Source organism: Oceanobacillus phoenicis, from assembly GCF_047238145.1.
Classification (GTDB): Bacteria; Bacillota; Bacilli; order Bacillales; family Amphibacillaceae; genus Oceanobacillus.
In genome coordinates this window covers 387,136-402,271 of record NZ_JBDFME010000001.1, presented here as the reverse complement: position 1 = coordinate 402,271, position 15,136 = coordinate 387,136, and the positions used below count along the sequence as shown (strand labels likewise).

Here is a 15,136-nt window from a genome sequence, read left to right as displayed (position 1 = left end):
GGAAATGATGAACAAAAATGTAGTATTATTTGTTTTACTTATTTTCCTTTTCTTAAGCGGTTGTGCAACAAATCAAAGTACTGCGAAGGAGGATGATGTTACCTATTGGAAAATGACCCATATTTCCGATTCAAGCCATTTATGGCATCGAACTGCAGTTAAATTTGCAGATCTTGTAAAAGAAAAAACGAATGGAAAAGTAATGATTGAAATTTTTCCAAACAGCCAGCTTGGAAGTGAAGTAGATAATATTAATTCGATTCGTTACGGTGCTACGGATCTAACTATTACGGGGGAAACTTTAGAGGTATGGACACCAAACGCTGTTATGTTAGCGGTACCCTATGCTTTTGAAAGCAATCAACATATGAGGGAGGTCATTGAAGGTGACATTGGGGAGAAAATCGAAGAGGATATTAAGCGTGATGTTGGTCTGACTCCTTTATTTTATATGGAACGCGCTCCAAGAAACTTGACTTCAAACTATCCTATCTCAACACCGGAAGATTTGCGAGGATTTAGCATGCGGGTTCCAAACGTACCGCTATTTTTAGATTCGTGGTCAGAAGCTGGTGCTCAACCACAAGTAATGAGTTTAAGTGAAGTATTTACTGGATTGCAACAGGGGGTTATTGATGGTCAAGAAAATCCCAATGACCTAATTGAAAGTAATGGGTTTTATGAAGTGCAAAATTATTTAAATTTAACAGAGCATGTTCGTTCCTGGATTTATGTCGTGGTAGGTACGGAACAATTGAAAGCGCTACCTAAAGATCAACAAGAAGCGGTCAAAGTAGCTGCTATAGAAGCAGAGCAGTATGCACAAGATTTATTAGAACAAGAGACAGAAGAAGTCCGACAAAGATTAATTGATGCTGGTATGCAAATTAATGAAGATGTTGATACAGATGCATTTCGTGAAGCAATGTTACCAGCGTTAAAAGAATATTTTAAAAAAGAACAATTAGAACTTTACCAGGATATATTAGACGTTGCCGATGAAAACGGAGGTAATCAATAATGAATGTAATGAGAAAAATAGATAAAATTATCGGAATAATAGCAATGTTATTATTTGCTGCTTTATTGCTAGTTGTTATTATTCAGATTCTAAGTCGTTATTTTCCGTATGATTTTATATGGACGGAAGAGCTTTCTCGGTATCTATTTGTCTATTCTATTGTAATAGCAGCACCACTTGCTTTAAGAAAACAAGAATTTATAAGAGTAGATATGCTTATTGAACTTTTGCCAAAGCATGTTCGAAGAATTTATGAGAGCGTAATCGCTGTTTTAATTTTGCTGTTTTCAGTGGTTTTATTCATCTATGGGTTTAATTTAGTGACATTGGGTATAGATTTTTATGCTCCTACCTTAGGGTTTTCTATGGCGTATACCTATGCAGCAATTCCATTATTAGCGGTTTTATTAATGGTCTATTCTGTAGTGTACATTGTCGATCAATTTCGTAATGTAAGTCAAGAGAATGAGGAGGAGCAAGTATGATGGCTTTATTGCTTTTTGGTCTGTTCTTAATACTCATTGCTTTTGGAGTTCCAATTGCATTTAGTTTAGTATTATCTTCTTTGGCTTATCTATTAATAGCAGGAGTACCATTAACCGTTATACCACAAACCTTATTTGCGGGATTAGATTCTTTTGTCATGCTTGCGATTCCCGCATTCATTTTGGCAGGTAATTTAATGAATGCTGGTGGGATTACAAACCGTATTATTGACTTTGCAAACGCAGTAGTAGGTCATATAAGAGGTGGCTTAGGTTTAACAAACGTAGCTTCTTCTCTAGGATTTGCAGGGATATCTGGAACAGCTTTATCTGATACAGCAAGTATAGGGTCTGTAATGATTCCAGCGATGAAAAAACAGGGGTATGGTGCTGGGTTCTCAGCAGCAGTAACTTCAATATCATCAACTGTGGGACCAATGCTTCCCCCATCTTTACCAATGATTATCATCGGAACTTTAGCCAGTATTTCTATTGGTGATTTATTTTTAGCCGGTGCAATCCCAGGGGTGTTATTAGCATTAGGATTTTTACTCGTTACATATATAATTTCTGTGAAACGTCAATATCCTAAAGGTGAAAGACAGACAATTGCTGTAGTTGGTAAAACCTTTATAGGAGCATTTTGGGCGCTATTAATGGTAGTTATTATTCTTTGGGGGATTTTAGGAGGATATTTTACACCGACAGAAGCAGCAGTAGTTTGTGTGGTGTATGCATTTATTGTAGGGAAATTTGTATATAAAGAACTAGACTTAAAGCAAGTACCTGCTATTTTACTTACAACGTTAAGATCCACGGCTTCAATTCTATTACTTGTTGGATTTGCAAATACTTTTGGTTGGATTTTAGTAAGCGAAGGTGTGCCACTGCTAATTGCGGATGGAATTCTATCTGTTTCTGAAAACCCAATATTTGTAACTTTATTAATTATATTGTTGCTTCTTATGGTGGGAATGTTTATGGAAACAATAGCTGCATTAGTTATCTTATTCCCTGTATTGTTGCCAGTGGCAGAAAGTATAGGAATGGATCCAATTCACTTTGGTGTGGTGATGGTATTATCCTTAATGATAGGTCTATCAACTCCGCCTGTAGGTGTTTGTCTATTTGTAGCATCAACATTCGCAAAAGTTCCAATTACCAAAACGGTAAAAGAACTACTTCCTTTTTTTGGTATCGCCATTCTTGTGCTAGTTATTGTAGCCTTTGTACCTTCGCTATCTTTGTACTTACCGAGTCTATTTGAATAAAGGATGTGGAAAGTGATGAAAGCAATACGGGTAGAAAAACCTGGGAAATTAGAAATTGTAGAAATGAATAAACCTACTATAAAAAATGACTATGACGTCATTGTAAAAGTGAAACGAGTTGGAATATGTGGTTCAGATGTTCATATATACCATGGGACTAACCCTTTTACAAAATACCCAAGAGTAATTGGTCATGAAGTATCTGGGATGGTGGAAGAAGTTGGGTATAAAGTTAATAGTATCAAGAAGGGTGATCTAGTAGCATTAGAACCAATTCTCTACTGCGGGAAATGCTATGCATGTAGAAAAGGTCAACCTAATGTTTGCCAATCATTAGAGGTTTTTGGTGTACATCGCGATGGAGGCATGAGTGAGTGGCTTAAAGCTGAAGAAAAGAATTGGCATAAAGTCTCAAGTCATGTATCTGAAGAAGCAGCAGCTTTAATTGAACCCTTAACAATTGGAGCGCAAGCAACGTATAGAGGGGAGGTTAGCGAAGGGGATAATGTTTTTATTATTGGTGCTGGTCCTACGGGTATTGCTTGTCTGTTATTAGCAAAAGAACGAGGTGCTTCAGTATTCATCGCTGACTTTAATCAAACAAGATTAGATTATGCAGATTCTATTGGGGCAGATGTTACCATACAGCCCAAAAAAGTTGATGTATCAGCAGAAATAGATAGATTAACAGGTGGGGAGCTAGCAAATGTTGTAATCGATGCTGTCGGATTACCTGAGACTTTTCAACAAGCAGTTGAACTTGCTTCAATTGCGGGTACGGTAGTTACATTAGGTTTTAATGAAGAACCATCTTCAATACCGTCACTGTTATTAACGAAAAAAGAATTAAAAGTAGTCGGATCGAGATTACAGTCAAATCAGTTTAGAAATGTAATTGATAAAGTTAATGCAAGAAAGTTAGACCCAAGTAAAATAATTTCTCATCAATATCCAATGGAGCAAATAAAAGATGCGTTTGACTTATTAGAAAACCATCCAGAAGAAGTTAGAAAAATCGTACTAACATTTTAGTTTTAGGAGTGATTGAAGAATGCGAATGACATTTAGATGGTATGGTGAGAATAATGACTCTGTTTCATTAAAACACATTAAGCAAATTCCTGGTGTAGAAGGTTTAGTATGGGCATTGCATCATCGGTCAGCAGGAGAAGTATGGCCGCTAGATGAAGTATTGGAAGTAAAGAAGTTAGCAGATAAGTACGGTTTTCACTTGGATGTTGTGGAAAGTATTAACGTACATGAAGATATTAAATTAGGAAAGGATTCAAGAGATCAGTATATAGATAATTATAAGGAAAGTATTCGAAATGTTGCAGCAGTTGGAGCGAAAGTTATTTGTTTTAACTTTATGCCTGTTTTTGATTGGACGCGTACTGACCTCTTCAAAGAGCTAGAGGATGGTTCAACCGCATTGTTCTATGAAACCTCAAAAGTGGATCAAATGGATCCGAATGAGTTGATTAAGCAAATAACAAATTCCGGTTATACAATGCCTGGCTGGGAACCTGAGCGTTTAATGACTATTAAAGATTCATTTAAAGCTTATGAAGATGTAGATGAAGAACAACTGTGGGTGAATTTAACATATTTCTTAAATGAGGTGTTGCCTGTAGCAGAAGAAGAGGATATCAAACTGGCTATTCATCCGGATGATCCACCATGGCCAGTGTTCAATCTACCCCGAATTATTACGAATGAACATGCGATTAAAAGGTATCTAGCAATTTCCGATAGCCCAAGTCATTGTATAACTTTATGTAGTGGATCTTTAGGTGCAAATCCTAATAATGATATCCCTGGGATTATACGAAGATTTCATAATCGCATTGCTTTTGCCCATGTTCGTAATGTGAGAATCTATGAAAATGGCGACTTTATAGAAACATCTCATCGAACGAGAGATGGATCTGTACCAATTGACGAGATTGTAAAAGCATATCATGACACTAATTTTAAAGGATATATTCGCCCGGATCATGGAAGACATTTATGGAACGAAGAATGTCGTCCTGGTTATGGACTATATGATCGTGCTTTAGGTGTAATGCATCTTTGGGGATTATGGGATGCTTATGAATTAGTGAAGAGAGATGGAAGGAATGAATGATATTGTTACCAAACTATGAAGGACTAGATGGAAAAGTAGCAGTTATTACTGGCGGTAGCGGTGTGTTATGTCAAGCAATGGGAAAAGAACTTGCACGTCAGGGTATGAAAATCGCTATTTTAAATCGTAATGTTGAGAATGGAGAGAAGGTTGCTGAAGAAATTATAGAACATGGTGGTATAGCAATTGCTGTTGGTTGTGATGTATTAAGTGAACAGCATGTAAAGGAAGCTTATAACATAGTAAAAAAAGAACTAGGAGAATGTGATTTATTAATTAATGGGGCTGGAGGAAATCACCCAGATGCTATTACAGACAAGGAGAAATTTGAAACAGGAGACATCGATAACGATACTGTAAAATCTTTCTTTGATTTGCAATTAAGTGGATTTGACTATGTATTTCAGCTGAATTTAATTGGGTCACTTATTCCTACACAAGTATTTGCACGAAATATGGCTACACGCGGGGGGAATGTTATCAATATTTCATCTATGGCGGCACCTGCACCAATGACAAAAGTTCCAGCATATAGTGCTGCTAAAGCTGGGATAGATAATCTTACTAAATGGTTATCCGTTCATTTCGCCGAAGCGGGTATTAGAGTTAATGCGATTGCTCCTGGATTCTTTTTGACCAACCAAAATAGAAATCTTTTACTAAATGAAGATGGTTCTTTATCTAATCGTGCAGAAAAAATCATTAATCAGACTCCACAACGCCAATTTGGAAATCCGGAAGATTTATTGGGGACTTTACTTTGGCTCGCTGATGATAATACATCTGGATTTGTAACGGGAATAACAGTACCTGTTGACGGAGGGTTTATGGCTTATTCTGGTGTATAAATATAAGATTACATGTAAACCTGCTTGAATTTTGATGCAAGCAGGTTTGTTTAAGCCTATTAACCAACTCCCTAATTCCCAAATTTAACCATATTCTAATTTGTTTCTAAGAAAGCCCTAATAGCTATCTCATTATTCATCATTAAAATGTTGTTTATAACTTAAAAGATGATATTGGAGGCTATCTTATGAAAATTGTAATCATACCATCTGGATTTAAAGAGTGCTTAAACGCAGAAGAAGTTGCGAGTTCAATGGATACGGGAATTCGTCGGTTTGATCGAAATGTAGATACAGTTGTCATTCCCATGATTGATGGTGGGGAAGGTTTTGCGGAAACCATTATCAATATTAAAAAAGGAGAACTTATTTACAAGCGAGTCACTGGCCCGGTAGGCGAACAGATAATGAGTCATTTTGGCGTTTATGAAGAGAAAGGGGAAAAGACGGCTGTAATAGAAATGGCTGCTGTGGCGGGATTAAAGTTAGTTCCTCGTTCCATGCGTAATCCTTTGAAAACGACTACATTTGGTGTGGGTGAACTAATAACTGCCGCTCTAGATGAAAACGTCGATCATATAATTATCGGGTGTGGTGATTCGGGAACCTCCGATGGTGGAGCTGGGATGGCTCAAGCATTAGGTGTTCAATTTCTTAATCAACAGAATCATTTATTGGATATACGTGGAGGCGGGGACTTAAGCGAGATCTCACATATTGATCTTTCTTCTTTGGATGAAAGGATATCTAAAGTCAACATTGATGTTGCTTGTAATTGGCATAATATTCTTTGTGGGGAAAAAGGAGTTGCCCGTGTATTTGCTCCACAAAAAGGCGCTACGCCTCGAGAGGTAGAAATTTTAAGTCATGGATTAGAACACTATGCATCTTTGATACAAGAAGCAAAGGGTATTGATGTTAGAGTAGTACCGGGAAGTGGTGCTTCAGGTGGACTCGGAGCGGGATTGCTAGCCTTCACACATGCTGTGCTTCATCCTCGATATGATATTATCATGCAATATATTCAGCTTGAAGAGCATATACAGGATGCTGATCTGGTTTTAACAGCAGAAGGGTGTTTAGACGGACAAACGCCAAATGGAAAAATACCGTCGGAAGTTTCAAGGATTGCTAAACTAGCAGGAGTCCCGGTGATTGCTATTACCGGAACCATTGGCGAAGGTGCAAGTATTAATTATACTAGTGGAATTGATGCGTATACGAGTATTATTCAAAAGCCGACTTCATTAGAAAGTGCTATGGAAGAAGCAGCGATTTGGATTGCCGATAGTGCAGAAGCGGCGATAAGACAAATACAAATAGGATATAACATTGCAGAGCGCAAGTATAAGCGGGATGTAATATGATAGGCGATACCCGAATAGAAAGAAGAAATGCGAGAATATCTCCGATCACTAAACATGTTAATGAGATGTCTTATCGTTCTGTATTACTATACAGTATATTCATTATATTATTTGTAGCTATCTCGTTTACTAGGTCGTTAGAGTATGAGGCGAAAGTTACGCTAATTATTTTTATTATTGCGATGGTATTATGGATAGCCACAAAGCTTCCTGCAGGGTATGTAGCACTTGGATCATTATTATCTATCATTCTATTAAAAGGGGCTAGCACAAGCTTATTATACGAATCATTTTCACTTGAAATAGTTTGGCTAATGATTGGAGCATTTATAATAGGAGAGGCAGTGAAACGTTCTGGATTAGCTGATCGAATGATGAACTCGATTCTTCATCGTTCTACGAGTTACAACGGACTTTTATTTTATGTCATGATAGCGCTGTTTCCGTTGGCAATTTTTATTCCTTCTACATCAGGGAGAGCAGCGTTAACATTACCGGTTGTAAAGGAATTGGGTAGACGAATCAAGGATGAGAAACAGAAGCAAACACTTGCTTTGTTTGTCCCGATCATTATTTTGATGACAACATCAGCTACTGTCATTGGAGCGGGGTCACACCTCATAGGGATTGAACTATTAAATCAAACAACAGGTGATTCGATTTCCTATTTTAAATGGCTAATTTGGGGTTTACCATTTGCCTTGTTTATTAGTTTTATTACTTACTTTGTAATCAAACTATATATGGTACGACAAGGTTCAAATACTGTATCTATGGAAGTAGTTAATGATTCGGCTGAGTATGAGAAAAAAGTAATGACAAAAAAAGAGTCGCAAACCTTAGTAATCATCGGCATACTGGTTCTTCTTTGGTTAACAGAAGCAGTGCATGGTTATGAAATTGGGTTTATCACCATTTTGGGAGCAATTGTATTAATGAATCCTAAATATGGCTTGATTTCGTGGAAACAAGGAATAAAGGCAGTATCTTGGAATTTAATTATATTTGTATCGGCTGCAACAGCTTTAGGGATTAACCTAGTGGAAACGGGAGTTGTTGGATGGGTCGAGGAAAATATCTTTCAATTTATTACAACTTATTCTGGATTCAGTCAATGGGGAATACTTTGCGTGATCCTGCTTATTTCCATTACGAGTCATTTATATGTGACCTCTCACACGACAAGAGCCATTGTATTTCTACCTGGATTTCTTATGTTGAGTACGTCACTAGATTTGAATTCTACTGCAGTTTTGTTTTTAAGTTTGATTGGTATGAATTATTGCGTGACTTTTCCAGTAAGCTCCAAAGCATTGCTTGTTTATTTTGAACAGGAGGACATGAATTTTGAAGCTCGGGAATTAATGAAGTTAAGCATGATACTAATGCCTGTGTATTTTATTACTATGTTGATATTCTATTATACGTATTGGACTTGGACTGGATTATCACTTTAAAAATTTTCCGTATAGTGGTTTTCGCTAATTATGATGCATAAGATCATCCTAGTTACAAACGCTAAACAGAGGTGATTTTTCAATGAAAAGAGTGTTTGTTTTAACGTTAATCATCAGCTTGTGTAGTTTTGTTCAACCTGCTTTTGCAAAGCCCATTAATGAAGCGGATACGGATTTTACTAAGACTCTCGAATATGCACTTGTCATTAGTCTCAGGGAACCAATTGACGAAGCGATTACTACCATATACAAAGATGATAAAGATGCTCCTGAAGATTTAGTGTGGTCCGCCGATGAAGTAGAGATATTAAAGATTAAACAAATAGGGGAAGTTGGAGAAGCATATGAAATCACATTGAAAGTTTTTCCGTACTATGGTGATAAACAAATATACGGTGAAGATTTGCTTATTGTTCAGGCTGGTGGAGAATTAGTAGAGTTTCATCATTTGGACACGTATCATGTGAAAGATGAACAAAAATAGGTTTGGTATTTACTTTTGTAAATAATCGAGGTAAAATAATAAAAATTTATACAAAAGCATTGAAGAGAAGAGTAAGCATCTGAACAATCTACAGAGAACTCCGGTAAGCTGTGAAGGAGCGTGCGTGACGATGTTGAATCAAAGCTTGGAGCTGTGCATTGGATTAGAGGTACTTTTTCATGATAGTGCAACGGGTTCTCCCGTTATAGAGATAGAGTATCGCAGTTATTATTTTGCTGTACTTGAAGAGGTCTTTACAGTGATGTAGAGACAAATAGAGGTGGCACCGCGAATAATCTCGCCCTCAAAACAATTTGTTTTGGGGGTGAGTTTTTATTTGTTTTCCTAATTTTTGATTCAAATAAAAAGGAAGTGGTGTGATTGTCTAACTGGAAATACCCAATTTTATTACTAGGTGGAATTGGTATATCTAATATCGGTGGATGGGTGTATTTAATTGCATTAAATCTAGTAATACTAAATGAAACGGGTTCTCCTTTTGCAGTAGCGATTTTGTACATTTTAATACCACTGGCTACAATGTGTTCAAATTTTTGGTCAGGTAGCGTGATTGATCGAGTGAATACACGAAAACTTATGATTAGTCTTGATGTATTTCGAGGGTTGTGTATTGCTTTGATACCGATAATTCCATCATTACCATTGGTGTATTTCGTTGCATTTATTATTAATATGGGGACATCGATATTTGAACCTGCTTCCATGGTTTATATGACGAAGTTAATTCCCAAGAAAGATAGACAACGTTTTAATGCATTAAGAAGTGTTATTAACTCTTGTGGAGCATTGATTGGACCTGTCATTGCAGGAGGTATATTTTGGTTAGGAACACCACATACAGCTATTTATGTAAATGCGCTTGCAATGTTTTGTTCTGCTATAATTATTTGTTTCTTGCCAAATGTGGAAGCACATCAAATTAAGGGTCAAGACTTTAATTTCAATGTAATTCGTAAGGATATAAAAGTGATATTGGATTATAGTAGAAAGCATTTGTTTGTAACAAAAGTATATTTATTTTTTTGTGGTACGACCATTTTTATGTCAGCGATAGATTCATTGGAAGCATCCTTTGCAAAAGGTGCTTTATTATTATCAGACACCAGTTATGGATTATTGCTAAGTTTGTTTGGATTAGGTATTATAGCGGGCTCTATCATGAATACAGTCTGGGCAAGTCGATTCAAAATCAATTATTTAATTACCTTTGGGACTATATTTACTGCGTTAGGATATCTGATTTTTTATAGCTCTCAAGGATTTGTAACAGCCGTTTGCGGAGTAGTTCTTATTGGATTTTCAGTAACTTTTGCGAACACTGGTTATTTAACTTTCTATCAGAACCATATTCCTGTAACTATTATGGGACGTTTTGCAAGTTTTTTTAACATCATAGAAGCAATTTTTATTATTTGCCTAACCATTTTAATAGGATTCCTAGCGGATATAATAGCTATACGTTCCGTAGGATTAGGAAGTTCTATCTGTTTTTTAATACTAGGAATGGTGGTAATGGTCTCCGTATCCAAAAGTAATCGCAATTATTTTTTCAATATGTCGGACCTGCATTAGTTGGTTATTTCAGAAAAATGGGAAATATGGTATTCTAATGTTAAAGAGGGGGAGATCTCCATGTGTAGATTTCAAGTGTGAACATCCTAACTAAATGATCCTTACCATATGTTATCAAAAAATATTAAAGGACATTTAGGAGGATATAAATAAGATGAGCGAACTGATTCAACGTGTTAATAAAATAGCTAATGAGATTCATTTTTCAGGAACTGTTCATGTGAAAAATTCAGAAGGAGTAACAACAAAAAGTTACGGATATTCCAATCGTGCGGAAAGAATTAAAAATCATACCAATACTCGTTATGGGATTGCTTCAGGATGTAAAATCTTTACTTCTATTGCTATTTGCCAATTAATTGAAGAGGGTAAAGTATCTTTTGATACTACATTAAGTCAATGTTTGGATTTTGATTTTCCCTATTTTGATGAGAATATCACAGTACATCATTTATTAACTCACACTTCAGGCGTTCCGGACTATTTCGATGAAGACGAGATGGACGATTACGAGGAACTGTGGGTATCCATGCCAATGTACCATATTAGAAGTCTAAAAGATTTTTTACCATTATTTAAAGATATGAAGATGAAAGCGGAAGTTGGAAGTTCTTTTTCGTATAATAATGCTGGTTATATTCTACTAGGGTTAATTGTCGAGAAAGTCTCTGGATATGTATTTAGTGAGTATGTCCAGAAATATATATTTCAAAAGGCAGGAATGAAAGACTCTGGCTACTTTGAAATGGATGATTTACCAGAACGAACTGCTTTCGGTTATATTGAAAAGCCAGGTGGAGGTTGGAAGACAAATATATATTCTCTTCCAGTCAAATCAGCTTCTGATGGTGGTGCATATGTGGCAGCGAGAGATATGGCATTATTCTGGGATGCGCTAACGCAAGATCGCCTTTTATCAAAAGATATGACAGATCAGCTCTTAAAGCCGATCGTCCAAGTGGATGATGATATTTACTATGGCTATGCTGGTTATATGCAAGTAATGGAAAACAAAACAATAAAGCATATTCTGATGGGATATGATCCGGGAGTCAATTTTCGATTTGTGCACTATCCGGATACATCGTTAACGATTGTCGTGTGTTCGAATAAATCAGAAGGTGCATATGAGATCTTAAAGAAAATAGAAGATATATTGATATAAGTAGGGTATAAGTACAAGGTAGGGCTGGGCATATAATTGTCCAGCCCTTTTAAAATAAGAAATTCTTGGAAAGAAGGAAGGCTTTTGAGAACAACATACGTAAACTGGGGAGATTCTAAAACGAAGTTAACATGGACACCGAATAAGGTGTTACCATCTCTTCATCTAATTACAAGTGTGCATGGATTATGCTTTCAAGATGGAAAGTTATTATTGATTGATTTGAAAAAGCGTGGCTGGGATTTTAGAGTAAGATAGCTTTTAAAATATAATATAGATATAAAAAAGTTTTGAACGGAAAGGTGGTTTCAGTAGTTACCTCCAAATTAGTTCAATGCTTTTTTTATAGGTGGGATAAGTGAAAAACTAGATTTAGATATTTTGTCATATATCATTCACGATAGTTTCACAATTTACTGTTAAAGTATGTAGTTTTTTAAAATTCTTCCGTTTATAATATGATGTATATTGTTATAAAGTGTTAAAAAGTAACATGATAGGAGTGTTGAAGATGTCACCTGAAGAGAGAAAAACTGAAATTCGTAAATTAATTGAAGAAGAAAAGACATTGAAGATTAGTGACTTAAGTGAAAGGTTTAATGTTTCCGAAATGACTATACACCGAGATGTTAAACCTTGGATTAAAGAAGGGATCGTAAAAAAGACTTTTGGCGGTATTATGTTTGTGGAAGAAGCAAAACCAAATGCGCAGAAGTGCTGTTCTTATTGTTATAAATCAACAGATCATAATAGTAAGTTAACTTACCAATTAATTCTTGATAATAACCAAATTGAAGTAACATGCTGTAGTCATTGTGGAATGTTAAGGCACGATCAATTAGGTGATAAGGTATCTCAAGCGTTATGCTATGATTTTTTAACAAATATTACTGTAAGTGCAAAGATGGCTTGGTTTGTTATGGACACGACCTTGCAAATGAACTGTTGCGAGCCGCAAATCCTAAGTTTTTCCAAAAAAGATCACGCGGATAGATTTGCGCGGGGATTTGAGGGTAAGGTGCTATCGTTTGAAGAAGCAATGCAGAAGTTGAAATCAGAAATGGGATTAGTTTCAAGCTGTTGTAGTAATCATCATTAAATTCATATAATCTATTAAAATTTATGTGATTTCGACCCAAATGGAGAGAGGGGAAACAATGAAAAAGAATAGTTATAATCGATTTTGGAGGTTACATTTTTATGCCGCTCTGTTTATAACTCCGCTCTTAATTACATTAACCTTGAGTGGAATTGGTTATTTGTTTTATACAGATGTGGAAAATGTATTGTATGATGATTTATTCTTTGGTGATAGTGATATAGAAGAATCTCAAACGGTAGACCAAGCAATTGAGCAAGCGAATAATACGTATGACGGTTTTAGCGTATCTAGAGTGATTATGCTTGAAGATCCTTATAATACAAGACTTACTTTAGCAAATGAAGACGGCGACCAAAGGTATGTTTTTTTAGATGAAAATAATCAAATTGTCGGCGGACAAAATGCAAATTACACGTATTCGAATGTGCTTAGAGCATTACATAGTTCTTTATTTGTTGGTGGGACAGCTGTAAATTACTTAGTAGAACTTGCTGCATGTTGGGCAATTTTCTTACTGATATCAGGAGTTTATATGACTTTTAAAGGAAAGGTGCTTAAAAATAGAAAGAAAACAAACACAAGACAGAGAACGAAAAAGTACCACGCTTTATTAGGGTTGATTATTACGATTCCAATGGTCATTATTATTTTTACTGGGTTGCCTTGGTCAGCAGTTATGGGTAATGTTATTTCTACGGTTTCACAAGAAAACCCAACTATTGGAGCACCAGAATTAAAAACAACCCCGCCCAATTCAGAAATCAATGAAATACCATGGGCTACACGAAAGAATGAAGCACCGAATTCAGAGTCTCATAGTCATCATCATGGGGAACATGCAGGGTCAGGTTTACATGAAGAAATGATGATATCAATTCAAGATTTAACTTCTCAAATTGAGGGCCAAAATATAAATAAACCATATTCTATTATTTATCCATCTGACCTAGAAGGAACATTTACTGTGTCAAAAGGAAGTAATTCTGGTGTGACAGGTCTAGATGTTTCTCCGGATGAAGAAATTACAAATTACTTTGATCAATACAGCGGTGCATTTATTGATTCGGTAAGTTACGAAGAGTATGGAATCTTGCAAAAATGGTTTTCTTGGGGAATTCCACTACATGAAGGGCACTTATTCGGTTGGCCGAATAAAATACTTAATCTATTAGTCTGTATAGGATTTCTAACGGTGATTTTCTTAGGATTTAAAACATGGTTTTCCCGGAAGAAGAAAGGAAGCTTATCTGCACCGATAAAGGTATCTACTACAGTATCTACAAGTTTTATTCTGTTAATGATAGCCTTGGGTATTATTATGCCGCTATTTGGATTATCGCTTATCCTTATAATGATAATGGAATTGCTTATTAGGCTATTTTCTAAACGTAAGCAGGAAACGTGATAAAACACAAAATGACACTACTCGTTGAGTAGTGTTTTTTTGTTTACCTAAAGCATATTAACTGCAAATAGGCAGAGGATACAAACAAAGTAAACTCCCCAGGCTATGTTTAAATTGCTTTTTGGAGTTTCTTTGTTTTTAAACTTTTAATAGCCTTATAAGTTAAATAGATGAAAAATAGTATGGATATGATAAGGGCATTCCTCAAATTATACCCCTTCTTTTTTAATGTTTAATGCGAATTAATATTAGATTAGCATACTTACTTTATTTATATAGCGGAAAGGAGAATAATATTTGCAAATAAGACACATCCAAAGCTCAGATTATAATACTATATCCCCATTATTAAATGAGTGGTGGGGAGGTAGACAAATGACAGATACGCTACCTAAATTATTTTTTAATCATTTTAATGATACTAGCTTTATAGTGGAAGACGATAAAGAAGAAGTAGTAGGGTTTTTAATTGGATTCTTATCGCAAAGTAAGAAGAATACGGCGTATATTTATTTTGTTGGTGTACATCCCGATTACCGCAACCAACAAGTTGCGAGAAGGCTTTATAACACTTTTTTTAAGGTGATTCAACGTAAAGGAAGAAACATTGTCCGTTCTGTAACATCTCCTGTCAATAAAGGTTCTATAGCTTTTCATAAGCAGATGGGATTTGCTGTTGAAGAAGGAGATAAAGAAGTAGAGGGAATAAAAGTTGCATCCAATTACGATGGACAAGGGCACGATAGAGTCTTATTTATGAAAAGAGTTTAGAAATCAACAACTAAGTAAATATATTATAAAAGGAAAGGA

15 protein-coding genes and 1 other annotated feature are annotated in these 15,136 nt (G+C 35.7%); all 15 genes read left to right on the top strand.

The annotated features are described in order from the left end of the window. The first annotated feature begins 7 nt into the window (after positions 1–7). On the top strand, positions 8–1,021 hold the full coding sequence (locus ABC346_RS02140; RefSeq protein ID WP_413233339.1) for a TRAP transporter substrate-binding protein: 1,014 nt from the start codon (positions 8–10) through the stop codon (positions 1,019–1,021). Next, positions 1,021–1,506 (top strand): TRAP transporter small permease, encoded by a 486-nt coding sequence (locus ABC346_RS02135; protein ID WP_413233338.1) that lies wholly within the window; start codon positions 1,021–1,023, stop codon positions 1,504–1,506. The genes ABC346_RS02140 and ABC346_RS02135 overlap by 1 nt, the downstream gene beginning before the upstream one ends. Continuing rightward, positions 1,503–2,777 carry a TRAP transporter large permease gene (locus tag ABC346_RS02130; RefSeq protein ID WP_413233337.1) on the top strand — a complete coding sequence of 425 codons (1,275 nt, stop codon included), beginning with the start codon at positions 1,503–1,505 and terminating at the stop codon, positions 2,775–2,777. The genes ABC346_RS02135 and ABC346_RS02130 overlap by 4 nt, the downstream gene beginning before the upstream one ends. A gap of 15 nt (positions 2,778–2,792) precedes the next feature. Beyond that, positions 2,793–3,809, top strand: a complete 1,017-nt coding sequence (locus ABC346_RS02125; RefSeq protein WP_413233336.1) for a zinc-binding alcohol dehydrogenase family protein — start codon at positions 2,793–2,795, stop codon at positions 3,807–3,809. A gap of 19 nt (positions 3,810–3,828) precedes the next feature. Next, on the top strand, positions 3,829–4,905 hold the full coding sequence (uxuA, locus tag ABC346_RS02120; protein ID WP_413233335.1) for a mannonate dehydratase: 1,077 nt from the start codon (positions 3,829–3,831) through the stop codon (positions 4,903–4,905). Positions 4,906–4,907: 2 nt separating this feature from the next. Continuing rightward, positions 4,908–5,753, top strand: a complete 846-nt coding sequence (locus ABC346_RS02115) for an SDR family oxidoreductase (protein ID WP_413236495.1) — start codon at positions 4,908–4,910, stop codon at positions 5,751–5,753. Between the two features lie 188 nt (positions 5,754–5,941). Then, positions 5,942–7,120, top strand: coding sequence for a glycerate kinase family protein (locus ABC346_RS02110; protein ID WP_413233334.1), 1,179 nt, complete (start codon positions 5,942–5,944; stop codon positions 7,118–7,120). After that, a complete protein-coding gene (locus tag ABC346_RS02105; RefSeq protein ID WP_413233333.1) occupies positions 7,117–8,577 on the top strand; it encodes an SLC13 family permease in 1,461 nt (486 codons plus the stop codon). Before ABC346_RS02110 ends, ABC346_RS02105 begins: the two co-directional genes overlap by 4 nt. A gap of 82 nt (positions 8,578–8,659) precedes the next feature. After that, positions 8,660–9,061 carry a DUF3888 domain-containing protein gene (locus tag ABC346_RS02100; protein WP_413233332.1) on the top strand — a complete coding sequence of 134 codons (402 nt, stop codon included), beginning with the start codon at positions 8,660–8,662 and terminating at the stop codon, positions 9,059–9,061. Positions 9,062–9,111: 50 nt separating this feature from the next. Next, positions 9,112–9,370 (top strand) — a binding site (T-box leader). A gap of 72 nt (positions 9,371–9,442) precedes the next feature. After that, positions 9,443–10,654, top strand: coding sequence for an MFS transporter (locus ABC346_RS02095; RefSeq protein WP_413233331.1), 1,212 nt, complete (start codon positions 9,443–9,445; stop codon positions 10,652–10,654). Between the two features lie 154 nt (positions 10,655–10,808). Next, on the top strand, positions 10,809–11,819 hold the full coding sequence (locus ABC346_RS02090) for a serine hydrolase domain-containing protein (RefSeq protein ID WP_413233330.1): 1,011 nt from the start codon (positions 10,809–10,811) through the stop codon (positions 11,817–11,819). 84 nt (positions 11,820–11,903) lie between these two features. Continuing rightward, complete coding sequence (locus ABC346_RS02085; RefSeq protein WP_413233329.1) at positions 11,904–12,077, top strand: hypothetical protein; 174 nt, start codon at positions 11,904–11,906, stop codon at positions 12,075–12,077. A 253-nt stretch (positions 12,078–12,330) separates the two neighbouring features. After that, positions 12,331–12,918, top strand: a complete 588-nt coding sequence (locus ABC346_RS02080) for a DeoR family transcriptional regulator (protein ID WP_413233328.1) — start codon at positions 12,331–12,333, stop codon at positions 12,916–12,918. A gap of 58 nt (positions 12,919–12,976) precedes the next feature. Beyond that, positions 12,977–14,326, top strand: coding sequence for a PepSY-associated TM helix domain-containing protein (locus ABC346_RS02075; protein WP_413233327.1), 1,350 nt, complete (start codon positions 12,977–12,979; stop codon positions 14,324–14,326). A 297-nt stretch (positions 14,327–14,623) separates the two neighbouring features. After that, positions 14,624–15,097, top strand: a complete 474-nt coding sequence (locus tag ABC346_RS02070; RefSeq protein ID WP_413233326.1) for a GNAT family N-acetyltransferase — start codon at positions 14,624–14,626, stop codon at positions 15,095–15,097. The last annotated feature ends 39 nt before the right edge of the window (positions 15,098–15,136 follow it).

What these genes read in the sequence shown, in the direction of transcription:
- ABC346_RS02140 (WP_413233339.1), top strand. Translation starts at nt 8, where the DNA reads ATGAACAAAAATGTAGTATTATTTGTTTTACTTATTTTCCTTTTCTTA.
- ABC346_RS02135 (WP_413233338.1), top strand. Translation starts at nt 1,021, where the DNA reads ATGAATGTAATGAGAAAAATAGATAAAATTATCGGAATAATAGCAATG.
- ABC346_RS02130 (WP_413233337.1), top strand. Translation starts at nt 1,503, where the DNA reads ATGATGGCTTTATTGCTTTTTGGTCTGTTCTTAATACTCATTGCTTTT.
- ABC346_RS02125 (WP_413233336.1), top strand. Translation starts at nt 2,793, where the DNA reads ATGAAAGCAATACGGGTAGAAAAACCTGGGAAATTAGAAATTGTAGAA.
- uxuA (WP_413233335.1), top strand. Translation starts at nt 3,829, where the DNA reads ATGCGAATGACATTTAGATGGTATGGTGAGAATAATGACTCTGTTTCA.
- ABC346_RS02110 (WP_413233334.1), top strand. Translation starts at nt 5,942, where the DNA reads ATGAAAATTGTAATCATACCATCTGGATTTAAAGAGTGCTTAAACGCA.
- ABC346_RS02105 (WP_413233333.1), top strand. Translation starts at nt 7,117, where the DNA reads ATGATAGGCGATACCCGAATAGAAAGAAGAAATGCGAGAATATCTCCG.
- ABC346_RS02100 (WP_413233332.1), top strand. Translation starts at nt 8,660, where the DNA reads ATGAAAAGAGTGTTTGTTTTAACGTTAATCATCAGCTTGTGTAGTTTT.
- ABC346_RS02090 (WP_413233330.1), top strand. Translation starts at nt 10,809, where the DNA reads ATGAGCGAACTGATTCAACGTGTTAATAAAATAGCTAATGAGATTCAT.
- ABC346_RS02080 (WP_413233328.1), top strand. Translation starts at nt 12,331, where the DNA reads ATGTCACCTGAAGAGAGAAAAACTGAAATTCGTAAATTAATTGAAGAA.
- ABC346_RS02075 (WP_413233327.1), top strand. Translation starts at nt 12,977, where the DNA reads ATGAAAAAGAATAGTTATAATCGATTTTGGAGGTTACATTTTTATGCC.